The following is a 21,798-nucleotide window of genomic DNA, read 5'->3' on the forward strand; positions in this document are numbered from 1 at the left end:
GCGGATCGAAGCGGGCAGATGCCGGACGGAGGGCGAGCTCCGAGGGCGGCCGGGAGGTGAGGGTGATGATCGCCGTCAACCCGATGGACAGCGACGCGGTGCTGGCGACCTTCGGGGCCATCGGTGTCCTCGTGGTGATCTTCGCGGAGTCCGGCCTGCTGGTCGTCGGCTTCTTCCTGCCCGGCGACACCCTGCTCCTCCCGGCCGGTGTGCTGTGCGCGGCGAGCGCCGAGCGGGCGGCCCGGCTGGTCCTGTGGCAGGTGCTGCTGTGCGCGGCGGTGGGCGCCCTGGTGGGAGGCCAGGTCGGGTTCCTGATCGGCCGGCACGGCGGCCGGGCCCTGCTCGCCCGCACCTCCAGACGCCGCGTTCGCGACACGGCGGCACGGGCGGAGAAGCTGCTGGCCCGCTACGGCTACGGCAAGGCCCTGGTGATCGGCCGTTTCGTCCCGATGGTGCGGACCGTCCTGCACCCGGCGGCCGGGGCGCTCGGTGTGCCCGCGCGGACCTTCACCATCTGGCAGATCGTCGGCGGGCTGCTTTGGACGCAGAGTCTGGTCCTGGCCGGATACGGCCTCGGAGAGTCCGTTCCCGACATCGACGACTATCTGCTGCCGCTGGTCGCCCTCGTCGTCGTGATCTCCCTGCTGCCGCTGCTCCCCATGCTGACGGAGGCCCGCCGGGCGAAGCGCGACCGCTGATCACGCCCGTCTTTGCCGGTCGGTCCCTGGCACCAAGGCTGTTCGACCAGTCGGACATCGTTCGAAAACCCTTGACGACCCACCACGCCCCGATTGAAACTCTCGCAACACGACGTCACACAGCCGAAACGGCAGGGTGCCCATGGCCGAGGCCCCGCCATGCCTCAGCAGGGAACTCGACATGCCGTACATCGCACGTGCCCGTGTTCGTGTCCGTGTCCGAGCGAGACGCCTGACGGGCCGGCTCGCCGGGCTCACCGCGGCGTCGCTGTTGCTGGGGCTCACCGCCCCCGCCCTTCCCGCTCAGGCCGCCGAGGCGACGCAGATCACCGACGGTCTCGCCCTCTGGTACAAGCTCGACGCCGCCTCCGGCAGCACCGTGCCCGACGCCTCGGGCCACGGCCGGGACGCGACGGTGAACGGCACCGCCGACTGGTCGGGCACCGGTCAGGGGCTCGCCTTCAACGGCTCCGACACCTACCTCAAGGTGCCGAACGACGTGATGAAGGGCATGGACTCGATCTCCGTCTCGCTGGACGTGATGGTCGACTCCGCCCAGACCACGCCGTACTTCATCTACGGCTTCGGCAACTCCAGCGGCGGCAACGGCAACGGCTACCTCTTCACCACCGGCAACTCCCTGCGGACCTCCATCGCGAGCGGCAACTGGTCGACCGAGCAGACCACCAGACCCGCCGACTCCCACAACCTGGCCCGCTCGGTCTGGAAGCACCTCACCTACACCCAGACCGGCAACACGGGTGTCCTGTACGAGGACGGCGTCGAGGTCGCCCGCAACACCTCCGTCAGCATCACCGCGGGCTCCATCGGTTCCGGCACCACCACCGCCAACTACATAGGCAGGTCGGTCTACTCCGGCGACAAGCTCTTCAAGGGCCGCATCCGTGACTTCCGGGTCCACGACCGCGCCCTCGCCGCCGCCGAGGTGGAGCAACTCGCCCTCCCCGTCGCCACCCAGGGCGTCGCCGACGACAAGGCCGCGCTGAGCCTCGGTGACACCGGTGCCGTCGTCGCCGACCTGGACCTGCCGAGGGCCGGTGCGGCCGGCGGCTCCACGATCGGCTGGGCCAGCGACAACCCGGCCGTCGTGTCCGACTCCGGCAGGGTGACGCGTCCCACCGCCGGTCAGCCCGACGCCCACGCCACGCTCACGGCGACCCTGAAGAAGGGCACGGTGACGGACACCAAGACCTTCGACGTCACCGTGCTCCCCGACTTCGACGACCGGACCGCCACCGAACGGGCCGCCGCGTCCCTCACCGTCCGCAATCTCGACGACGTACGCGGCAATCTGACGCTGCCCGTCCAAGGCGACCACGGCACCGACGTCACCTGGACCTCCGCGAAGCCGGACGTCATCACCTCCGACGGCCTGGTCCACCGCCCGGCCCACGGCACCGGCGCCACCACCGTCGAACTGACCGCCACCGTGACCAAGGGCGAGGCGCGGACGACCCGCGTCCTCACCGCGAAGGTGCCGGAGCTGCCGAGGCAAGAGGCCCTCAAGGGCTATATGTTCAGCTACTTCACCGGCGAGGGCACGGCCGACGGCGAACAGCTCTACACAGCGCTCAGCAAGGGCGACGACCCGCTGCACTGGCGGGAGCTGAACGACGGCAAGCCCGTCCTGACCTCCACGCTGGGCGAGAAGGGCCTGCGGGACCCGTTCATCATCCGCTCCCCCGAGGGCGACAAGTTCTACCAGATCGCCACCGACCTCAGGATCTACGGCAACGGCGACTGGGACGCCGCCCAGCGCACCGGCAGCAGGTCCATCATGGTGTGGGAGTCCACCGACCTCGTCCACTGGACGAACCAGCGGCTGGTCAAGGTCTCCCCCGACAGCGCGGGCAACACCTGGGCGCCGGAAGCCTTCTACGACGCTCGGCGCGGCGAGTACGTCGTCTTCTGGGCGTCGAAGCTGTACGACGACGAGGCGCACTCCGGCGACACGTACAACCGCATGATGTACGCGACCACCCGCGACTTCTACACCTTCAGCGAGCCCAAGGTCTGGATCGACCGCGGCTACTCGGTCATCGACTCCACGGTGATCCAGCACGACGGGACGTGCTTCCGCCTCTCCAAGGACGAGCGGAACAACACCTCATCCACCCCCGACAGCAAGTTCATCTTCGAGGAGCGGAGCGACTCCCTCCTCGATCCGTCCTGGGACGCCGTGGCCGCGGGCATCGGCAAGGGCGCGATGAGCGCCGCCGAGGGGCCGCTGGTGTTCAAGTCGAACACCGAGGACAAGTGGTACGCCTTCCTGGACGAGTTCGGCGGCCGCGGCTACATCCCCTTCGAGACGACCGACCTCGCCTCCGGCACCTGGACCCCGTCCACCGGCTACGACCTCCCGGCCAAGCCCCGCCACGGCACGGTGCTTCCGGTCACCCTGGCCGAGTACGACCGCCTGCTGCGCGCCTACCAGCCGGACCAGCTGGTGGAGGGCGTCGAGGATGTCTCCGTGCGGACCGGCATCGGCCGGGCGCCCGTCCTGCCGGCCACCGTGATCGCCACATACGCCGACGATGTGACGCGTCCCGCCGCGGTGACCTGGGAGGACGTCCCGGAGTCGAAGTACGCGCAGGCGGGCGCCTTCACCGTGACCGGCAGCCTGTCCGACGGCGCCGCGATCCCGGTCCGCGCCGAGGTCACCGTGACGGAGAACGGCCCCGGCACCCCGGCCGACCTGCTCCTGCACTACGACTTCGACGAGACCGGCGGCACCATCGCCCGCGACTCCAGCGGTCACGGCCACCACGGCACGTACGTCCGTACGCCCCACTTCGGCACCGGAGTCGAGGGCGGCTCGTTCAGGATGTCCGGTGACTCGAACTCGCCGTATGTGAAGATCCCGAACGGCGTGCTGAAGGACGCCGACAGCGTCACCGTCTCGACGTTCGCCAAGTGGAAGGGCGGCGACAACTTCCAGTGGCTGTTCGGCCTCGGTCCCGACAGCGACAGGTACCTCTTCGCCACCCCCTCCAACGGCGGCGCCAGCCTGTACTCGGCGCTCACGAAGGCGAGTTGGCCGGCGGAGTCGAAGCTGACGGCGGGCTCGCGGCTCACGCCCGGCGAGTGGCGGCACGTCACCGTCACCCTCGACGGTTCGACCGGCACGATGGTCCTGTACGTGGACGGCGTCGAGGCGGCCCGCACGACGACCACCGTCAAGCCGTCCGAGCTGTACGACGCGAACAAGGACTACAGCGGCTATCTCGGCAGATCCCTGTACGCGGCCGATCCGTACTTCGGCGGCGAGGTCGACGACTTCCGCGTCCACGACCGGGCCCTCACCGCCGCCGAGGTGATGGAGCTCAGCGGCAACACCGCGGGCATCGCGAAGGCGGCACACCCGGCGCTCAAGGTCGACGCGCTCGTCGACAACGCGGGCGGCAGGATCACCCTGCCGATGCGGGAGGGCACCGATCTCACCGCCCTCGCCCCGGAGTTCACCCTCGCGCACGGCGCGGCGATCAGCCCGGCCTCCGGCAGCGTCCAGGACTTCAGCAAGCCGGTGACGTACGAGGTCACGGGCTCCGACGGCAAGAAGCGCACCTGGACGGTCTCGGCGCTCGTCATGAAGAGCCCGGTACTGCCGGGTCTCAACGCCGACCCGAACATCGTCCGGTTCGGCGACACCTACTACCTGTACCCGACGACCGACGGCTTCGAGGGCTGGAGCGGTACGCGGTTCAAGGCGTACTCCTCCAGCGACCTGGTCCACTGGAAGGACCACGGCGTCATTCTCGACCTCGGTCCGGACATCTCCTGGGCGGACAGCAGGGCCTGGGCGCCGAGGATCGCCGAGAAGGACGGGAAGTACTACTTCTACTTCTGCGCCGACGCCAACATCGGGGTCGCGGTGTCCGACTCACCGACGGGTCCGTTCAGGGACGCGCTCGGCCGACCGCTGCTCAGGGCCGGGCAGTTCAGCGGCCAGATGATCGACCCGGCGGTCTTCACCGACGACGACGGGAAGTCGTACCTGTACTGGGGCAACGGGCATGCGTACGTGGCGCCCCTGAACGCCGACATGACGTCCATCGACACCGCGAAGGTCGAGGACATCACCCCGAGCGGCTATAACGAGGGCTCCTTCGTCATCAAGCGCAAGGGCACCTACTACTTCATGTGGTCGGAGAACGACACCCGGGACGAGAACTACCGCGTCGCCTACGCCACCGGCCCGTCCCCCACCGGGCCATGGACCAAGCACGGAGTGATCCTTGAGAAGGACCTCTCCCTCGGCATCAAGGGCCCCGGCCATCACTCGGTGGTCCATGTGCCCAAGACCGACGAGTGGTACATCGCCTACCACCGGTTCGCCATCCCGGGCGGTGACGGCACCCACCGTGAAACGACCGTCGACAAGCTGGAGTTCGACTCCGACGGTCTGATCAAGAAGGTCGTCCCGACGCTGAAGGGCGTCGACCCGATCGTCAACCGCGCTCCGGCGATCGTCTCGTCGACCGGACCGACGTCCCCCGTCCCGGCCGGTCACCGGGTCACCGTCACGGCCGAGTTCCGTGACGCCGACGTCGGCGACTCCCACACCTGCCGGGTGGACTGGAAGGACGGCACCGAGCCGACGGCGGGCACGGCGGAGGGCTCGACCTGCCGATCCGAGCACACCTACGCCGGGGCCGGCATCCACCGCCCGGTCGTCACCGTCACCGACAACGACGACGCCTCGGACAGCACCGCCCTCCCCGAGCTGGTCGTCCACGACCGCGCCGCCGGCCCCGCGCTGGGCACGGGCGTGATCACCTCGCCGGCCGGGGCCTGCCCCGCCAGGCCCGGCCTGACCGGCAAGGCGGCCTTCTCCTTCGCAGCCACGTACCCGAAGGGAGCCACCGTCCCGATCGGGAAGGCCGACCTCGACTTCGCGCGGGCCGGGCTGAAGTTCCGCTCCACCGGCTCCGACTGGCTCGTGGTGAGCGGGCCCCGGGCGATCTTCCAGGGCTCCGGCAAGGTCAATGACAGCCGTGGCTACGGCTTCCGCGTCTTCGCCACCGACGCCCCGGACACCTTCCGCATCAGGATCTGGAGGAAGTCCACCGGTGACGTGGTCTACGACAACGTCACCGGCGCGCGGACCACGGGCTTCGTCACCGTCGGCGGCGGCCGCCGCTAGCCGCGTGCAACCCTCTCGCAACGTTGCCCGTGCTGCCCTTGCTGCCATGTATGAGGAGACCCCGCGCGTCGAACTCACCCCCGCGGCCGCCGACCTGCTACGCCGTCTGCGCGCGACGCACGGCCCGCTGATGTTCCATCAGTCCGGCGGCTGCTGCGACGGCAGCGCGCCGATGTGCTACCCGGAGGGCGAGTTCCGCACCGGCGACTCGGACGTCCTGCTCGCCGAGCTCCAGGTCGAGGGCGTGGCGGAGCCGGTGACGTTCTGGATGTCGCGCAACCAGTACGAGGTGTGGAGCCACACCCGGCTGATCGTCGACGTGGTCGAGGGGCGGGGCAGCGGCTTCTCACTGGAGGCACCCGAGGGAGTGCGTTTCCTCATCCGTTCTCGCGTCGTCGGCGCCTAGAAACCCCGCTGGTCATCGCCGTCTGGTGGACTTCCCCTGAGTCCTGGGACATTTGACGAGACCTCAGGGGGAATACGTGACTGTTCGTCAGAAACGGTTCGCGGCAGCGAGAGCGGCGGTCACGCTGCTCACGGCATTCGGCGCGCTGGCCGGCGCCGCCCTGGCGGGGGCGGCACCGGCCGGCGCCGCGCAGGGCACTCCGGTCGCGCCGGGTGTCGCCTACGACGAGTTCGACATCCCGGCGGCGAAGGGCACGGCACACGCCCATGTCCTCACCGTCGACCTGCGCGATCCGCGCGTACGTATCGATCTGCTGTACCCGGGTGCGGTGGCGGCGCGGGCCACCGTTTCCCAGCAGGCCACCGCGCAGGGCGCCGTGGCGGGGGTGAACGGCGACTTCTTCAACATCAGCGAGACCCAGCACCCCGGCGTCGAGGCCACCGGCGCGAGCGTGGGACCGGTGATCGCGGGCGGCCGGGCCGTGAAGGCGGCGGTGCCCAACGGCCAGCGCTTCGGCCCCGCGCTGCCGCCGGGCACGAGCACCGAGGACGTGTTCGGTGTGGGCGTCGACCGCCGGGCCCGGCTGGACGGCCTGAGCCTGGACGGCTCGATCCGTACGCCGGAAGGCCGGCTGCCGCTGGGCGGGCTCAACCAGTACGCGCTGCCCGTGGGCTCCGTCGGGGCGTTCACGTCCAAGTGGGGCAGCGTCTCCCGGGTGCGCGCGACCTGCGGTACGGACACCGACCGGGCGGCTCCCTGCAGCGCCGACACCTATGAGGTGACGGTCCGCGACGGCCGGGTCGTGTCGAGCGCGGACACCCCCGGCAGCGGCCCGATCGCCCCGGGCACCACCGTCCTCGTGGGCCGCGAGGCGGGCGCGCAGCGGCTGCGGAAGTTCTACGCGGGTGAGCCGGTGTCGGTGCGGCACCGGCTGGTGGCTTCGTCGTCGCGGATCCCGTACCGCTTCGCGCTCGGCGGCTACCCGGTGCTCGACGACGGTCAGCCGCTGCCCGGGCTGGACGACCGGGCCTCGGCCGTGCGCACCGCCGTCGGCATCGCGGACCGCGGCCGGCGCCTGGTGCTGCTCGCACTGGACGGCGCGCCCGAGTACCGCACCGGCCTGACCATCGCGGAGGTGGCCTCCGTGATGCGCGAGCTGGGGGCGGTCGACGCCTTCAGCCTGGACGGCGGCGGCTCGTCGACGCTGGTCGCCCGTGAGCCGGGCGCGGCGACGGTGTCCGTGCGGAACCATCCGTCCGACGGGCGGGAACGCCCCGTCCCCAACGGCATCGGGGTCTTCTCGGCCCCGTGACGGACGTCCTTGCGTCGACCCCGACGGTCACGGTCTGAGGCTGCTCACGATGTCGGCCGTGGCCGTCAGCCCGCTGTTGATGGTGGGCGCCATGCTCGTGCTGGCCAGATAGAAGCCGAGCAGCAGACACACCAGCGCGTGGCTGATCTTCAGCCCGCCGTTGCGCACGAAGATCACCGCCAGGACGAACAACAGCAGCACCACAGAGATGGAAATGGCCATCGTCAATCTCCTCCGCCACGCCGCCTTGCCCGGTTCACGGCGTTCGGCCGTAAGTGTGGCGTAGCGGAGGGTTCGTCCGGGCGGCTGACCTGTACTCCGAACGAGTGGTGTCCCGCGTGGTGCGGCTAGACCGTCCGGCGGGCGTCGAGGAAGGCCTCAAGACCGGCGAGGTCGTCGGTGTTGAGGTAGTCGACGTCGGCGGCGAGCAGCTCGCCCCACAGGGCGTCCCGGGCGGGACCCGCGACGTCGGGGGTGGCCCAGAACCGCACCTTCTGCCCACGGGAGTGCGCCGCCTGGACGATGCCGCGCAGCTTCTGCCGCTCGGCGTCCGGGAAGGCGCCCACGCCGAGCCAGGTGAAGTTCAGTGTCCAGTTGTCGCTGATGAGCGGGACGAAGGAGGCGGGCGCGGAGGTGCCGAGGTCGCTGAGGCGGCCGTCGTAGAAGGCGTGGCGGACGGTCTGGGCCTGCATCGGCGTACGCGCGGCGCGGTCGCCGGAGATCACGGCGGTGACGGGGCCCGGGAGCACCCGGCCGTGGGCGTATGTCGTGAACAGGTGCTTGTAGCGCCGCAGGTGCTTGTCGAGTTCGAGGTAGGTCGAGGAGCCCTCGGTCTTGATGTCGATGAGCAGTTGAAGCGATGCCCGGTAACCGCGGTAGACGCAGCCGTGGTTGGCCCGGACCCGCGCGGCCAGCGGGTCGAGGTAGAGGGACTCCAGGGTGCGCCGGGGGTCGAGGTCCTCGGGGTCGTGGGCGACGAGGAGTTGGTCGCCGACCAGGTAGATGTCGGCTTCGAGGCTGCCGAAGCGGTGGTCGAGGGCGTCGAGGAGGGGCCGCGGGTGCTCGTAGTCGTTGTGGGCGTGCGCCCGCCACAACGGGCGCGGACGGTGCTTCTGTTCGCCGGCCAGCGCACCGGCGGCGGGCAGGGCGACCGTGCCCGCGAGGGCTGCGCCGAGGGTGGTGAGGGCTCTGCGACGGGTGGTGAGGGCCATGCTCTGCCTCCCTGATAGGGCCGGATGGAACCGCTCGAGTATGCGATTCCGAAGGCCCCGAACAGCAGTGCCTGAGCGGTGAGTTGGCCGGACCGCCGTCCCTCGTTCACTTCCTCCGTGCGGCGCACACGAAAAGCCCGCCCCAGATGGGGCGGGCTTTTCGTGTGGTTCGCTCAGGTGTACGTCAGGGAGCCCGGAGGTCGACGAGTTCGGCCAGGGCCTCACGGTGGGCGCCCGCGGTTCCGTAGGCGATCGAGTCGGCCTTGGCCCGCTTCAGATACAGATGCACCGGGTGCTCCCAGGTCATCCCGAGACCGCCGTGCAGTTGCAGGGCCTCCTCGGCGGCGTGCACGGCGACGGGCGCCGCGTAGGCCTGGGCGACGGCGACCGCCACCTCGACGTCCTCGCCCGTCGCGAGCGCGTCGGCGGCGCCCCGGGCGGCCGCGCGCAGGTTGACCACCTCCAGCCACAGCTGGGCGAGCCGGTGCTTGAGGGCCTGGAAGCCGCCGACGGGACGGTTGAACTGCTTGCGGTCCTTCAGATAGCGGACCGTCTCGGTCAACGTCCAGTCGGCGAGCCCGAGTTGCTCGGAGGCCAGCAGTCCGGCGCCGGCCCGCAGGGCGCGTCGTACGGCGGGCTCGGCGTCCCCCAGCAGCCGGCCGGGCGCCCCGTCCAGGGTGACCTTGGCCAGGGGCCGGGTCAGGTCCAGGGACGTCTGCGGGGTGACGGTCACGGCGTCGGCCTCCACCGCGTACAGACCGCCGTCGTCAGCGGGCACCAGCAGCACATCGGCGGCGGCCGCGTCCGCGATCCCGGTCAACTCCCCGTGCAGGGCACCGTCTTCATGCCGTACGACCTTGTAGGCGCCGCCGGGAACGACGTTCAGCGCGACGGCGAGGGCGCCGATCCGCCGCCCGGACGCCAGCTCGGCGAGCAGGCCCCCGTCGGTCTCGCAGCCGAGGAGTGCCTCGGTGGCCACGACGGCGCTCGTCAGATACGGAACGGGAGCGACAGCGCGCCCCAACTCCTCCAGCACGACGGCGACTTCGCGGTGGGTGGCGCCCTGGCCGCCCTTGTCCTCCGGGACCAGGAGCCCCGCCAGACCCATGCCGTCGGCGAGCGCCTTCCAGGCTTCCCGGTTGTGCGGGGTGTCCGACTCGGTGCGGGCGATGACGCCGGGCGCGTCGCAGTGGTCGGCGAGCAGGTCCCGTACGGCGGCCCGCAGCGCCTCTTCCTCCTCCGAGTACAGCAGGTCAGTCATCGGGCGAGGTCCTTCCACGCGACGTCCTTGTCGGTGCGCGGCTCGGACGGAAGTCCCAGGACGCGCTCGGCGACGATGTTCAGCAGGACCTCGCTGGTCCCGCCCTCGATGCTGTTGCCCTTGGAGCGCAGATAGCGGTAGCCGGCGTCACGGCCGGTGAAGTCCACGAGCTCCGGGCGCCGCATGGTCCAGTCGTCGTACAACAGGCCCTCCTCGCCGCGCAGTTCCACCTCCAGGCCGCTGATCTCCTGGTTGAGGCGGGCGAAGGCGAGCTTCATGCCGGCGCCCTCGGGGCCGGGCTGGCCCGCGACGAGCTGCTGACGCAGGCGCTCGGCGGTGAGACGGGAGACCTCGGCGTCCACCCACAACTTGAGCAGGCGCTGGTGGAGGTCGTGGGTGCGCAGCTCGGGCCGTTCGCGCCAGGTCTTGGCGACCGGGCCGATCATGCCGCCCTCACGGGGCAGCCGCATGCCGCCGATGGCGACGCGTTCGTTGTTCAGCGTGGTCTGCGCGACCTTCCAGCCGTCGCCGATCTCACCGAGGCGCCGCGCGTCCGGGATGCGGACGTCGGTCAGGAAGACCTCGTTGAACTCGGCCTCGCCGGTGATCTGGCGCAGCGGCCGGACCTCGACGCCGGGGTCGGTCATGTCGCAGAGGAAGTACGTGATGCCCGCGTGCTTGGGCACGCCCGGGTCGGTGCGGGCGATGAGGATGGCCCAACGGGCGACGTGCGCGCTGGACGTCCACACCTTCTGCCCGTTGACGACCCAGCCGTCGCCTTCCTTGACCGCCCGTGTGCCGAGCGCGGCCAGGTCCGATCCGGCGCCGGGCTCGCTGAAGAGCTGGCACCAGACCTCCTCACCGGTCCACAGGGGCCGCAGGAACCGCTGCTTCTGCTCCTCGGTGCCGTACTTGAGGATCGTCGGCGCGGCCATGCCGAGGCCGATGCCGATGCGCCGGGGGTCGTTGTCGGGGGCGCCCGCGGCCTCCAGCTCGGCGTCCACGACGACCTGGAGGGAGCGGGGCGCGCCGAGTCCGCCGAGGCCCTCGGGGTAGTGCACCCAGGCCAGACCGGCGTCGAAGCGGGCGCGCAGGAAGTCCAGGCGCTCGGTGGTGGCCGGCGGGTGGGCGGCCAGCAACTCCGCCGTACGGCGGCGCAGTTCGGCGGCGTCCGTCGTCATGCCGCTCCTCCTTCGGTGAGTCCGGGGATCACGGCGACGCGCCCCGTGGTGACGCCGTCGGCGACCCGCTGCACGGCGGCTGCCGCCCCGCCCATCGGTACGCGCTCGCTCACCAGCGGCTTGATGGCGCCCCGGGCGGCCAGTTCGGTGAGCTGCTCGTGGCAGTGCTGGATCAGCTTCGGGTTCTTGGTGTTGTACAGACCCCAGTGCAGGCCGAGGATCGAGTAGTTCTTCACCAGGGCGTGGTTGAGCGCCGGGCTGGGGATCGACCCGCTCGCGAAGCCGACGACCACGATCCGGCCCTCGAAGGCGACGACCTTGGCGGACTGGGCGTAGGCCTCGCCGCCGACGGGGTCGTAGATGACGTCGGCGCCCCGGCCGCCGGTGGCCTCCTTGACGGCGCCGATGACGTCCTCGGCCCGTCGGTCGATGACGACGTCACAGCCCAGCTCCCGGGCGACGGCAGCCTTGTCGGCGCCGCCCACGACACCGATGACCCGCGCCCCGGCCGCCTTGCCGAGCTGCACGGCCGCGCTGCCGACCCCTCCAGCGGCAGCGTGGACCAGCAGCGTCTCACCGGCTTCCAGCCCGGCCCGGCGGTGCAGGCCGAACCAGCCGGTCTGGTAGCCGATGTGCAGGGCGGCGGCTTCGGCGTCGTCCAGCGCCTCGGGCGCGGGCAGGACGGCGGCGGCGTCCGCGACGGCGTACTCGGCGAAACCGCCGTACGGCAGCGCGGGGTTGGCGAGGACGCGGCGCCCGTCCTCGGTCTCGCCGCAGATCTCCACGCCCGGCGTGAACGGCAGCGGCGGCCGGACCTGGTACTGACCCCGGCACAGCAGCGCGTCCGGGAAGTTGATGTTCGCGGCGCGCACCTTCAGCAGGACCTGGCCGTCACCGGGCGTGGGCGTCTCGACGTCCTCGAGCCGCATCACCTCGCTCGGCTCGCCGTTCTCGTGCACTTGCCATGCCTGCATGCGGGGCCTCCACGGACTGCTTCGTCTGACCGGGGTCGGTTCGCATACTAAGCGGTCGCTTGCCATGAGGGAACAGCTGACGTCAGTCGACTTCACCACGGCGCTTCGGCCGTGCCCGCACATGCATCCGCTCCCCCTGCGGCCCGAACAGACTGAGGAACTCCACCGGCCCTTCCCCCGTCGAGCCGAACCAGTGCGGCACCCGCGTGTCGAACTCGGCGGCCTCGCCCGCCGTGAGCACCACGTCGTGCTCACCCAGCACGAGCCGCAGCCTGCCCGAGAGGACGTACAGCCACTCGTAGCCCTCGTGCGTGCGCGGTTCCGGTTCGAGCGTGCGCTGCGGTTCGAGCACCTTGAAGGCCTGGAGGCCGCCGGGCTGGCGGGTGAGCGGCCAGTGCTTGCGGCCGTACTGCTCGATCGGCTCGGTGGCGCGCACCCTCGGATCACCGACGGCGGGGTTGCCGACCAGTTCGTCCAGCGGCACCTGATGGGCGCGCGCGATCGGCAGCAGCAGTTCGAGACTGGGTTTGCGCAGACCGGACTCCAGCCGGGAGAGCGTGCTCACCGAGATGCCGGTCGCCTCGGACAGCGAGGTGAGGGTCACTTCCCGCTCCTTGCGCATCTGCCGCAGCCTGGGGCCCACGCCCGCGAGAACGTCGTCGGTACTCATACGGACATTGCAGTTTCGGCAAACTTGTTTGTCAATCCCGTATCCGCCGCGGCACGGTCGTGGTGGAGGTGGTCACCCATGACCGAAACGTACGAAGTGATCGTCATCGGCGGCGGCGCGGCCGGCCTGTCCGCCGCCCTCGTCCTGGGCCGCGCCCGGCGCCGCACGCTGGTGATCGACGCCGGCGAACCGCGCAACGCGCCCGCCGCCCATATGCAGGGCTATCTGTCCCGGGACGGCATGGCGCCGGCCGAGTTCCTGGCCGTCGGACGGGAGGAGATCGCGCGGTACGGCGTCGAGCTGGTCCAGGACCGGGCGGTGGACGTCACGCGCGAGGAGGACTTCACGGTCGTACTCGCCGGGGGCCGGCGCGTCCGGGCCCGGCGGCTCGTGGTCGCCACCGGCCTCAAGGACGAGCTGCCGCAGGTCCCCGGCATCACCGAGCGCTTCGGCAAGGATGTGCTGCACTGCCCCTACTGCCATGGCTGGGAGGTCCGTGACCAGGCCTTCGGCGTGCTGGCGACGACCGCGCCGAGCGTGCACCAGGCGCTCATGGTGTCCCAGTGGTCGAAGGACGTGACCTTCTTCCTGCACGAGGTCGCCGAGCCGGACCTCTCGGACGACGACCTGCGCAGGCTCGCGGCGGCCGGGGTGAAGGTGGTGCCCGGTGCGGTGGCCGGGCTGGTCATCGAGGACGACCGGCTCACCGGCGTGCGCCTGGCGGACGGCACGGTGCACGCGCGCGAGGTGCTGTTCGTCGCACCGCGCGCGGTGCCGCGGACCGGTCTGCTGGAGAAGCTCGGCGCCGATCTCCAGGAGACCCCCTTCGGCTCGTACCCGGTGGTCGACCCGACCGGGCTCACGTCCGTGCCGGGTGTCTGGGCGGTCGGCAACGCGATGGCCTTCGCCGAGCAGGTCGTGAACGCGGCGGCGGGCGGCTACCGGGCGGGCGCCACCATCAACGGGGAGCTGCTCTTTTCGGACCTCGACGCGACGCCGTAAGGGGCGCGGGGCTGTATCGATGTGCGGCTCCGCCGCGTGGGGGTGACCAGCCCCAACGCGCCCGCAGACGAAAAACAACCCGTTCGTCGGCGTGTAAACCAGCGGAGCGCATCGCACCATGGCTGCATGCTGCTGACCCGGCTGGCCCAGGTGTCCCAGGAGGTCGCCGCGACCTCTGCGCGGTCCCGGAAGATCGCTCTGCTGGCGGAGCTGTTCCGGGACGCCGAGGCGGACGACGTACCGATCGTCATCCCGTATCTGGCGGGCCGGCTGCCGCAGGGGAGGCTCGGCATCGGCTGGAAGGTGCTGAGCCGTCCGGTGCCGCCGGCCGCCGAGCCGACCCTCACCGTGCGCGAGGTGGACGCCCGGCTCAGTGAGCTCGGCAAGGTGTCCGGCACCGGCTCGCAGGCCGAACGGGCGCGGCTGGTGGGTGAGTTGATGGGTGCGGCCACGGAGGACGAGCAGCGGTTCCTGTTCGGCCTGATCACCGGGGAGGTCCGGCAGGGCGCGCTGGACGCGGTGGCGGTGGAGGGGCTGGCCCAGGCGACCGGGGCGCCGGCGGCGGACGTACGCCGGGCGGTGATGCTGGCCGGGTCGCTCCAGACGGTGGCCGAGGCCCTGCTGTCCGACGGCCCCGCCGCCCTCGACCGCTTCCGGCTCACCGTCGGCCGTCCGGTCCTGCCGATGCTGGCGCACTCCGCCTCCTCGGTGTCCGAGGCGGTCGACAAGCTGGGCGTCTGCGCGGTCGAGGAGAAGCTGGACGGCATCCGCGTCCAGGTCCACCGCGAGGGCGACACGGTACGGCTCTACACCCGCACCCTCGACGACATCACCGACCGCCTGCCCGAACTGACCGCCGCCGCCCTGGAACTGAGGGGGGACCGCTTCATCCTGGACGGCGAGGTCATCGCCTTCGACGAAGCGGGCCGCCCCCGCTCCTTCCAGGAGACCGCGGGCCGCGTGGGCTCGCGGGTGGACGTGACGACGGCGGCCAGGGAGGTCCCCGTCTCCCCCGTCTTCTTCGACGCCCTGTCCGTCGACGGCCGCGACCTGCTGGACCTGCCGTTCGCCGAGCGGCACGCGGAACTGGCCCGGCTGGTCCCCGAGCCGATGCGGGTGCGCCGCGCGCTGGTGTCCGGTCCCGAGGACCTCCCGCGGGCCGAGGACTTCCTCGCCGAGACCCTGGAACGCGGCCATGAGGGCGTGGTCGCCAAGGCACTCGACGCCCCCTACAGCGCGGGCCGGCGCGGCGCCTCCTGGCTGAAGGTCAAGCCCGTCCACACCCTCGACCTGGTGGTCCTGGCCGCCGAATGGGGCCACGGCCGCAGGACCGGCAAGCTGTCCAACCTGCATCTCGGGGCGCGCACGGCGGACGGCGGCTTCGCCATGCTCGGCAAGACCTTCAAGGGCATGACCGACGCGATGCTGACCTGGCAGACGGAGCGGCTCCAGCAGCTCGCGGTGGAGAGCGACGACTGGATGGTGACCGTGCGTCCCGAACTGGTCGTCGAGATCGCCTACGACGGCTTGCAGCGGTCCACCCGCTACCCAGCCGGCGTAACCCTGCGCTTCGCCCGCGTGGTGCGCTACCGCGAGGACAAGCGACCGGAGGAGGCCGACACGGTCGAGATGCTGCTCGCCGCCCATCCGGAGGTGAAGCCGTGACCCCGTCCCGCGAGAAGCGCAGTGCCGGCCTGCTGCTCTTCCGCCACACCGATGACGGTCTGGAGGTGTTGCTCGGCCATATGGGCGGCCCGTTCTTCGCGAAGCGCGACGCCGGGGCGTGGACGGTCCCCAAGGGCGAGTACGAACCCGACGAGCCCTCCTGGGACGCGGCCCGCCGCGAGTTCGAGGAGGAGCTGGGGCTGGCGCCGCCCGACGGGGAGGCCGTACCGCTCGGCGAGGTCAGGCAGTCCGGCGGCAAGATCGTGACGGTGTGGGCGATCGAGGCCGACCTCGACCCGGCGGCGGTCGTCCCCGGCACGTTCACGATGGAGTGGCCACCGCACTCGGGCCGGACCCAGGAGTTCCCGGAGCTGGACCGGGTCGAGTGGCTCGACCTGGACCGGGCGCGTGAGGTCGTCGTCAAGGCTCAGGCCGCGTTTCTCGACCGGCTGGCGGAGCACTCGGTCTGAGCAGCCGTGCACGCGTTGCGGTAGCCACCGCCGCGCGGGAAGGTCGAAGCAACAGTCCGCTCCCAGGAGGTCGGTCATGCCCATCGCGACGGTGAACCCGGCGAACGGCGAGACGCTCAAGACGTACGAGGCCATGGGTGCCGAGGAGATCGAGCGCAGGCTTCAGCTCGCCGAGGCCACGTTCCGTACGTACCGGACGACGAACTTCGTCGACCGCTCACGCCTGATGCTCCAGGCCGCGAACCATCTGGACGCGGACCAGGAGGACATCGCCCGGGTGATGACCACCGAGATGGGCAAGCCCATCAAGCAGGCCCGCGCGGAGGCCGCCAAATGTGCCAAGGCGATGCGCTGGTACGCCGAGCGCGCCGAGGAGCTGCTCGCCGACGAGGAGCCGGCCGACTCCGACGTGAAGGACTCGGGCGCCTCGCGCGTGCGGGTGCGGTATCGCCCCCTCGGACCGGTCCTCGCGGTGATGCCGTGGAACTTCCCGCTCTGGCAGGTGATCCGCTTCGCGGCGCCGGCGCTGATGGCGGGCAACGTCGGTCTCCTGAAGCACGCCTCGAACGTGCCCCAGACCGCCCTGTACCTCGAGGACCTCTTCCACCGGGCGGGCTACCCCGAGGGCTGCTTCCAGACCCTGCTCATCGGCTCCGGCCAGGTCGACGAGATCCTGCGCGACGAGCGCGTCAAGGCGGCGACACTGACCGGCAGCGAGCCCGCGGGCCGGGCCGTCGCCTCCACCTCCGGGGAGATGATCAAGAAGACGGTGCTGGAACTGGGCGGCAGCGACCCGTACGTCGTCATGCCGTCGGCCGACGTGGACCGGGCCGCGAAGATCGCGGTGACCGCGCGGGTGCAGAACAACGGGCAGTCCTGTATCGCCGCCAAGCGGTTCATCGTGCACACGGACATCTACGACGCCTTCGCCGACCGCTTCGTCGAGGGCATGAAGGCGCTGGTGGTCGGCGACCCGATGCGGGAGGAGACGGAGGTCGGCCCGCTGTCGAGCGAGCAGGGCCGGACGGACCTCGCAGAACTCGTCGACGACGCCAAGCGCAGCGGAGCGACCGTACTGTGCGGCGGCCACCAGCTCCGCCGGCCGGAACTGCCCGGCTGGTACTACCCGCCCACGGTCCTCGCCGGCATCACCCGGGAGATGCGGATCCACCGGGAGGAGGCGTTCGGCCCGGTCGCGACGCTGTATCGGGCGGCCGATCTGGACGAGGCGGTACTGATCGCCAACGACTCGCCGTTCGGACTGAGTTCGAATGTGTGGACACGCGACGAGGCCGAGGTCGACCGCTTCGTACGGGATCTGGAGGCCGGAAGCGTGTACGTCAACGGGATGACGGCCTCCCATCCGGCGTTCCCGTTCGGCGGAGTGAAGCGGTCCGGGATCGGGCGTGAGCTGTCGGGGCACGGAATCCGGGAGTTCTGCAACATCACTACGGTTTGGCAGGGTGCGTGAGCGCCGCGCGGTTACGATCCCGGGTGTGAACCGCGAAGTTACTCTGCCGCTGATCGTCGATGACCGCGGGACCTTGCAGGTGTCTGCCGCCGATGTGAGCAAGCTGCTGCGTACGGTGGGCGGTCGGTGGCTGCACCTCGTCGAGGCAGGGGAGGAAGGGCTCGACGAGGACACGGTGGCCGCGTTGACGATCGAGCTGGCGAAGCTCGCGGATCGGATCGACGTGGCGTGCATCGCGCACAGCAGCGGGACCACGCCGTAGGGGGCGCATTTCGTTGCCGGCCCCCTGCGGGGAACTGCGCGACCGGCCCCCGCGCACCCACGGACCGCATCGCGCAGCAACCCCTACGGCGCCTACCGGATCGGCATACCCGACAACGTACGGGCGATCACCAGCCGCTGGATCTCGCTCGTCCCCTCGAAGATCGTGTAGATCGCGGAATCCCGGTGCATACGCTCCACCGGGTACTCCCGCGTGTAGCCGTTGCCGCCCAGGATCTGTATCGCCTGAGCCGTCACCTTCTTCGCCGTCTCACTCGCGAACAGCTTCGACATCGAACCCTCGGCCGCCGTGAACGGCTTCCCGTTGACCGCCATCCAGGAGGCCCGCCACACCAGCAGCCGCGCCGCGTCGATCTGCGTCCGCATCTCGGCCAGCTGGAAGGCGACACCCTGGTTGTCGATGATCGGCCGCCCGAACTGCTCACGCGTCATCGCGTAGTCGAGGGCGACCTCGTAAGCGGCGCGGGCCGTACCGACGGCCATCGCGCCGACGGCCGGCCGCGACGCCTCGAACGTGGCCATCGCCGCGTTCTTCACACGCTCGCCGCCCGTCCTGGCCCGCTCACGGGCCCGCGCCAGCCGCTCGTCCAGCTTCTCCTTGCCGCCGAGCAGGCAGGAGCCCGGCACCCGCACGTTGTCCAGGATGACCTCGGCTGTGTGCGAGGCGCGGATCCCGTGCTTCTTGAACTTCTGGCCCTGCGACAGGCCCGGCGTGTTCGGCGGGATGATGAAGGACGCGTGGCCCTTGGAGCCGAGGTCCGCGTCGACGACGGCGACCACCACATGGACGTTGGCGATACCGCCGTTGGTCGCCCAGGTCTTCGTACCGTTGATCACCCACTCGTCCTTGGCCTCGTCGTACACGGCGCGCGTACGCATCGAGGCCACGTCGGAACCGGCGTCGGGCTCGGAGGAGCAGAAGGCGGCGAGCTTGACATCGTTGGCGTCGCCGTACATCTGGGGCACCCAGGTGCCGATCTGCTCCTCGGTGCCGTTGGCCAGGACGCCGACGGCGGCGAGCCCGGTGCCCACGATCGACAGGGCGATGCCCGCGTCACCCCAGAACAGCTCCTCCATCGCCGTGGGGATGCCGAGGCCGGTCGGGTCGAAGTACTGCTGGGCGTAGAAGTCGAGTGAGTAGATGCCGACCTTGGCGGCCTCCTGGATGACCGGCCAGGGGGTCTCCTCACGCTCGTCCCATTCGGCGGCCGCGGGGCGGATCACATCGGCGGCGAAGCCGTGGAGCCAGTCGCGGACCTCCTTCTGTTCGTCGTTGAGTTCCATGGTGAACTCGGCCATAGCCCCTCCAGCGGCGGTACGTGCGTGTTACTAGCGGTAACCCTAGTTTGTTACTGGCTGGTAGGTAAAGTCAACTCCGGATGACTCATCGAGAGCCCATTCGATGGATGCAGCATGTTGAGTGTTAGTTTGCGCAGGCGTCATCGATTGAGCACGGGTGGGGAGAGCGAATGGACACCACGCAGCGGACCGATCAGCAACGATCCGCCGACCGCCGTCGGCGCGAGCTGCTGGAGGCCGCCGACCGGGTGGTGCTGCGCGACGGCCCGCACGCCTCGATGAACGCCATCGCCGCGGAGGCGGGTATCACGAAGCCGATTCTGTACCGGCACTTCGGCGACAAAGGCGGACTTTACGCGGCGTTGGCCAAGCGGCACACGGATGCGCTGCTGGACTCGTTGCGGGCCGCGCTGGACGCTCCCGCGGACCGGCGTGAGCGGGTCGAGTCCACGTTGGACACATACCTCGCGGCGATCGAGGCCCGGCCTCAGGTGTATCGGTTTCTGATGCATCCGACCGAGGGGGCTCAGACGGCGGATCAGGGGTTCGACGTCGGTAAGCACTCGATGCCGTTGCTCCGCACGATGGGCGAGGAGCTGGCCACCGTGATCGAGGAGCGGTTGGATCTCGGGCCCGGGAGTCAGCAGCTGGCTCGGGTCTGGGGGCATGGCATCGTCGGGATGATGCATGCCGCCGGGGACTGGTGGCTGGGAGAACGGCCGTGTTCGCGGGCGGAGTTGGTGCGCAGTCTGGCCGACCTGTTGTGGGGTCGGCTCGCCGCGGCGGGGGACAAGATCGGCGGTCCCGGGTTCTGACGGTCCCCTAGGCGGGCGACCCCACCCGGCGCCAAGAGGCTCGGGCCGCTTGGCGCAGCAGGCGTCTGCGGCGCCACCCCGTCACGCGGTCCGCGTACACCTTCCCTTCCAAGTGGTCGCACTCATGCTGGAGACACCGTGCGAAGAACCCCGTGCCGTGGATCGTCACCGGCTCCCCCGTCACCGTGAAGCCCTCGACCACCGCGTGGTCGTACCGCTCCGTCCCCGCCTCCAGGCCCGGCAGGGACAGACAGCCCTCAGGGCCCCGGATCACCACACCGTCCGCCTCCACGAGCCGTGGGTTCACCACATGGCCGAGGTGTCGTACGTCCTCGTCGTCGGGGCAGTCGTACACGAAGACCCGCAGCGACTCCCCCACCTGGTTCGCGGCAAGACCCACGCCCTGCGCGGCGTACATCGTCGCGAACAGGTCGTCCACGAGCCTCGCCAGTTCCGGGCCGAAGTCGGTGACCTGCTCGCAGGGTGCCTGGAGCACCGGGCTTCCGAGCAGAGTGAGGGGCCGAACACGTCCGTGAGTGCCCGGAATGGAGCCGTTGCGCATGGCGGCAAGGGTACGGCGATTCGGGAGTGCGAATGGATCTCGATAGGCTGACCACCACCACGTTGCCGTAGGGCTTCAGGCGCGGCGCGTACGCAAGGAGGATCGAGAACTGATGGCAGGCAACTCGGACCCGCTCACGCCGCGGGCCAAGATCGCCGTGACCGCGGGCAAGGCGGTCGCGGCGGCATCTCGCGCCGCAGGGCGCGGCAGCGGTTCGGTGATCGGCGGCCGGGTGGCGCTCAAACTCGACCCCGACCTCCTCGCCCGGCTCGCCCAGAACCTGGACGTGGTCCTCGTCTCGGCGACCAACGGCAAGACCACGACGACCCGGCTCATCGCCGAGGCCCTGCGGGCCGCCGGGCCGGTCGTCTCCAACGCCCTCGGCGCCAACATGCCCGCGGGCATCACCTCGGCGCTGGCGGGCGGCTCGGAGGCGCGGTACGGCGTCATCGAGGTCGACGAGAAGTACCTCGCCGGGGTCGCCCGGGACACGGACCCGAAGTGCATCGCGCTGCTCAACCTCTCCCGCGACCAGCTGGACCGGGCCGCCGAGACCCGGATGCTCGCCGAGAACTGGCGCGAGGGGCTCACGGGTTCGAAGGCGGTGATCGTCGCCAACGCCGACGATCCGCTGGTCGTATGGGCCGCGTCCTCCTCCCCCAATGTGATCTGGGTCGCCGCCGGTCAGATGTGGAAGGACGACGCCTGGTCCTGCCCGTCCTGCGGCGGTGTGATGCAGCGGCCGGGCGACGACTGGTTCTGCGGCGAGTGCGGCTTCCGGCGTCCGACGCCCAGCTGGGCGCTGTCCGGTGACCATGTCCTCGACCCGCACGGCTCCGCCTGGCCCATCCATCTCCAGCTGCCCGGCCGCGCGAACAAGGCCAACGCCACGTCCTCGGCCGCCGTCGCCGCCGTGTTCGGCGTACCGCCGCAGGTCGCCCTGGAGCGGATGTACCAGGTGCAGGCCGTCGCCGGGCGCTATGACGTCGTGCAGTTCGAGGGGCGGGATCTGCGGCTGCTGCTCGCCAAGAACCCCGCGGGCTGGCTGGAGACGTTCTCCCTCATCGACCCGCCGCCGACCCCGGTGATCCTCTCGGTGAACGCGCGCGGCGCCGACGGCACCGACACCTCCTGGCTGTGGGACGTCGACTACACGCGGCTGTCCGGGCACCCGATCTGTGTCCTCGGCGACCGCAAACTCGACCTGGCGGTGCGGCTGGAGGTCGCGAACCAGCAGTTCCAGGTCTGCGAGAACCTCGACCATGCCGTGCAGATGTGCCCGCCGGGCCGGATCGAGGTCATCGCCAACTACACCGCGTTCCAGGACTTGCGCCGCCGGGTCGGCAACTGACCAC

The 21,798-nt window shown here is 70.7% G+C and carries 19 protein-coding genes; 11 read left to right on the forward strand and 8 right to left on the reverse strand.

What is annotated here, in order from left to right; all coding sequences use genetic code 11:
* The first annotated feature begins 65 nt into the window (after nucleotides 1-65).
* From ACZ7NC_RS02410 to ACZ7NC_RS02425, 4 genes are all read left to right on the forward strand, one after another.
* The gene (locus ACZ7NC_RS02410) at nucleotides 66-698 is read left to right on the forward strand and encodes a DedA family protein (protein ID WP_471484202.1); all 633 of its coding nucleotides are present in this window, start codon (nucleotides 66-68) and stop codon (nucleotides 696-698) included.
* A gap of 181 nt (nucleotides 699-879) precedes the next feature.
* Nucleotides 880-5,862: a family 43 glycosylhydrolase gene (locus ACZ7NC_RS02415; protein ID WP_471484204.1), complete on the forward strand. Its 4,983-nt coding sequence runs from the start codon at nucleotides 880-882 to the stop codon at nucleotides 5,860-5,862.
* A 46-nt stretch (nucleotides 5,863-5,908) separates the two neighbouring features.
* Complete coding sequence (locus tag ACZ7NC_RS02420) at nucleotides 5,909-6,268, forward strand: DUF779 domain-containing protein (RefSeq protein ID WP_471484205.1); 360 nt, start codon at nucleotides 5,909-5,911, stop codon at nucleotides 6,266-6,268.
* Nucleotides 6,269-6,344: 76 nt separating this feature from the next.
* On the forward strand, nucleotides 6,345-7,580 hold the full coding sequence (locus ACZ7NC_RS02425; protein WP_471484207.1) for a phosphodiester glycosidase family protein: 1,236 nt from the start codon (nucleotides 6,345-6,347) through the stop codon (nucleotides 7,578-7,580).
* 27 nt (nucleotides 7,581-7,607) lie between these two features.
* On the opposite strand, the gene ACZ7NC_RS02430 is transcribed toward ACZ7NC_RS02425, so the two are convergent.
* The 6 genes from ACZ7NC_RS02430 to ACZ7NC_RS02455 form a co-directional block, all read right to left on the reverse strand.
* On the reverse strand, nucleotides 7,608-7,802 hold the full coding sequence (locus ACZ7NC_RS02430; RefSeq protein ID WP_471484209.1) for a hypothetical protein: 195 nt from the start codon (nucleotides 7,800-7,802) through the stop codon (nucleotides 7,608-7,610).
* 125 nt (nucleotides 7,803-7,927) lie between these two features.
* Entirely contained in the window at nucleotides 7,928-8,791 is an 864-nt protein-coding gene (locus tag ACZ7NC_RS02435; RefSeq protein ID WP_471484211.1) for a phosphatidylinositol-specific phospholipase C/glycerophosphodiester phosphodiesterase family protein, read from the reverse strand.
* Between the two features lie 184 nt (nucleotides 8,792-8,975).
* Nucleotides 8,976-10,052, reverse strand: coding sequence for an acyl-CoA dehydrogenase family protein (locus ACZ7NC_RS02440; RefSeq protein WP_471484213.1), 1,077 nt, complete (start codon nucleotides 10,050-10,052; stop codon nucleotides 8,976-8,978).
* Nucleotides 10,049-11,233, reverse strand: coding sequence for an acyl-CoA dehydrogenase family protein (locus ACZ7NC_RS02445; protein ID WP_471484215.1), 1,185 nt, complete (start codon nucleotides 11,231-11,233; stop codon nucleotides 10,049-10,051). Before ACZ7NC_RS02445 ends, ACZ7NC_RS02440 begins: the two co-directional genes overlap by 4 nt.
* Nucleotides 11,230-12,207 carry an NADPH:quinone oxidoreductase family protein gene (locus ACZ7NC_RS02450; RefSeq protein ID WP_471484217.1) on the reverse strand — a complete coding sequence of 326 codons (978 nt, stop codon included), beginning with the start codon at nucleotides 12,205-12,207 and terminating at the stop codon, nucleotides 11,230-11,232. Before ACZ7NC_RS02450 ends, ACZ7NC_RS02445 begins: the two co-directional genes overlap by 4 nt.
* An 82-nt stretch (nucleotides 12,208-12,289) precedes the next feature.
* On the reverse strand, nucleotides 12,290-12,877 hold the full coding sequence (locus ACZ7NC_RS02455) for a helix-turn-helix domain-containing protein (protein ID WP_471484219.1): 588 nt from the start codon (nucleotides 12,875-12,877) through the stop codon (nucleotides 12,290-12,292).
* A gap of 78 nt (nucleotides 12,878-12,955) precedes the next feature.
* Between ACZ7NC_RS02455 and ACZ7NC_RS02460 the strand changes: the two genes are divergently transcribed.
* The 5 genes from ACZ7NC_RS02460 to ACZ7NC_RS02480 all read left to right on the forward strand — a co-directional run bounded on the left by ACZ7NC_RS02460 (nucleotide 12,956) and on the right by ACZ7NC_RS02480 (nucleotide 17,747).
* Entirely contained in the window at nucleotides 12,956-13,879 is a 924-nt protein-coding gene (locus ACZ7NC_RS02460) for an NAD(P)/FAD-dependent oxidoreductase (RefSeq protein WP_471484221.1), read from the forward strand.
* Between the two features lie 126 nt (nucleotides 13,880-14,005).
* Nucleotides 14,006-15,544 (forward strand): ATP-dependent DNA ligase, encoded by a 1,539-nt coding sequence (locus ACZ7NC_RS02465; RefSeq protein ID WP_471484223.1) that lies wholly within the window; start codon nucleotides 14,006-14,008, stop codon nucleotides 15,542-15,544.
* Entirely contained in the window at nucleotides 15,541-16,014 is a 474-nt protein-coding gene (locus ACZ7NC_RS02470) for an NUDIX hydrolase (RefSeq protein WP_471484225.1), read from the forward strand. The genes ACZ7NC_RS02465 and ACZ7NC_RS02470 overlap by 4 nt, the downstream gene beginning before the upstream one ends.
* Nucleotides 16,015-16,090: 76 nt before the next feature.
* Nucleotides 16,091-17,485 carry an NADP-dependent succinic semialdehyde dehydrogenase gene (locus tag ACZ7NC_RS02475; protein ID WP_471484227.1) on the forward strand — a complete coding sequence of 465 codons (1,395 nt, stop codon included), beginning with the start codon at nucleotides 16,091-16,093 and terminating at the stop codon, nucleotides 17,483-17,485.
* A 25-nt stretch (nucleotides 17,486-17,510) separates the two neighbouring features.
* Nucleotides 17,511-17,747 (forward strand): DUF6213 family protein, encoded by a 237-nt coding sequence (locus ACZ7NC_RS02480; protein ID WP_471484229.1) that lies wholly within the window; start codon nucleotides 17,511-17,513, stop codon nucleotides 17,745-17,747.
* A gap of 92 nt (nucleotides 17,748-17,839) precedes the next feature.
* Here ACZ7NC_RS02480 and ACZ7NC_RS02485 read toward each other — a convergent pair whose 3' ends face one another.
* Nucleotides 17,840-19,066, reverse strand: a complete 1,227-nt coding sequence (locus ACZ7NC_RS02485) for an acyl-CoA dehydrogenase family protein (protein ID WP_471484230.1) — start codon at nucleotides 19,064-19,066, stop codon at nucleotides 17,840-17,842.
* 170 nt (nucleotides 19,067-19,236) lie between these two features.
* On the opposite strand from ACZ7NC_RS02485, the gene ACZ7NC_RS02490 reads away from it, so the two are divergent.
* Nucleotides 19,237-19,881 (forward strand): TetR/AcrR family transcriptional regulator, encoded by a 645-nt coding sequence (locus ACZ7NC_RS02490; RefSeq protein WP_471484232.1) that lies wholly within the window; start codon nucleotides 19,237-19,239, stop codon nucleotides 19,879-19,881.
* 7 nt (nucleotides 19,882-19,888) lie between these two features.
* Here ACZ7NC_RS02490 and def read toward each other — a convergent pair whose 3' ends face one another.
* Nucleotides 19,889-20,443 (reverse strand): peptide deformylase, encoded by a 555-nt coding sequence (gene def, locus ACZ7NC_RS02495; RefSeq protein ID WP_471484233.1) that lies wholly within the window; start codon nucleotides 20,441-20,443, stop codon nucleotides 19,889-19,891.
* 112 nt (nucleotides 20,444-20,555) lie between these two features.
* Between def and ACZ7NC_RS02500 the strand changes: the two genes are divergently transcribed.
* Nucleotides 20,556-21,794, forward strand: a complete 1,239-nt coding sequence (locus ACZ7NC_RS02500; protein ID WP_471484234.1) for a DUF1727 domain-containing protein — start codon at nucleotides 20,556-20,558, stop codon at nucleotides 21,792-21,794.
* The last annotated feature ends 4 nt before the right edge of the window (nucleotides 21,795-21,798 follow it).

This window comes from Streptomyces sp. NPDC111802 (assembly GCF_055634335.1).

Bases quoted from the DNA above. Each gene is read 5' to 3' on its own strand.
- ACZ7NC_RS02410 (WP_471484202.1), top strand. From the start codon at position 66: ATGATCGCCGTCAACCCGATGGACAGCGACGCGGTGCTGGCGACCTTC.
- ACZ7NC_RS02415 (WP_471484204.1), top strand. From the start codon at position 880: ATGCCGTACATCGCACGTGCCCGTGTTCGTGTCCGTGTCCGAGCGAGA.
- ACZ7NC_RS02420 (WP_471484205.1), top strand. From the start codon at position 5,909: ATGTATGAGGAGACCCCGCGCGTCGAACTCACCCCCGCGGCCGCCGAC.
- ACZ7NC_RS02430 (WP_471484209.1), bottom strand. From the start codon at position 7,802: ATGGCCATTTCCATCTCTGTGGTGCTGCTGTTGTTCGTCCTGGCGGTG.
- ACZ7NC_RS02435 (WP_471484211.1), bottom strand. From the start codon at position 8,791: ATGGCCCTCACCACCCGTCGCAGAGCCCTCACCACCCTCGGCGCAGCC.
- ACZ7NC_RS02440 (WP_471484213.1), bottom strand. From the start codon at position 10,052: ATGACTGACCTGCTGTACTCGGAGGAGGAAGAGGCGCTGCGGGCCGCC.
- ACZ7NC_RS02445 (WP_471484215.1), bottom strand. From the start codon at position 11,233: ATGACGACGGACGCCGCCGAACTGCGCCGCCGTACGGCGGAGTTGCTG.
- ACZ7NC_RS02450 (WP_471484217.1), bottom strand. From the start codon at position 12,207: ATGCAGGCATGGCAAGTGCACGAGAACGGCGAGCCGAGCGAGGTGATG.
- ACZ7NC_RS02455 (WP_471484219.1), bottom strand. From the start codon at position 12,877: ATGAGTACCGACGACGTTCTCGCGGGCGTGGGCCCCAGGCTGCGGCAG.
- ACZ7NC_RS02460 (WP_471484221.1), top strand. From the start codon at position 12,956: ATGACCGAAACGTACGAAGTGATCGTCATCGGCGGCGGCGCGGCCGGC.
- ACZ7NC_RS02465 (WP_471484223.1), top strand. From the start codon at position 14,006: ATGCTGCTGACCCGGCTGGCCCAGGTGTCCCAGGAGGTCGCCGCGACC.
- ACZ7NC_RS02475 (WP_471484227.1), top strand. From the start codon at position 16,091: ATGCCCATCGCGACGGTGAACCCGGCGAACGGCGAGACGCTCAAGACG.
- ACZ7NC_RS02485 (WP_471484230.1), bottom strand. From the start codon at position 19,066: ATGGCCGAGTTCACCATGGAACTCAACGACGAACAGAAGGAGGTCCGC.
- ACZ7NC_RS02490 (WP_471484232.1), top strand. From the start codon at position 19,237: ATGGACACCACGCAGCGGACCGATCAGCAACGATCCGCCGACCGCCGT.
- def (WP_471484233.1), bottom strand. From the start codon at position 20,443: ATGCGCAACGGCTCCATTCCGGGCACTCACGGACGTGTTCGGCCCCTC.
- ACZ7NC_RS02500 (WP_471484234.1), top strand. From the start codon at position 20,556: ATGGCAGGCAACTCGGACCCGCTCACGCCGCGGGCCAAGATCGCCGTG.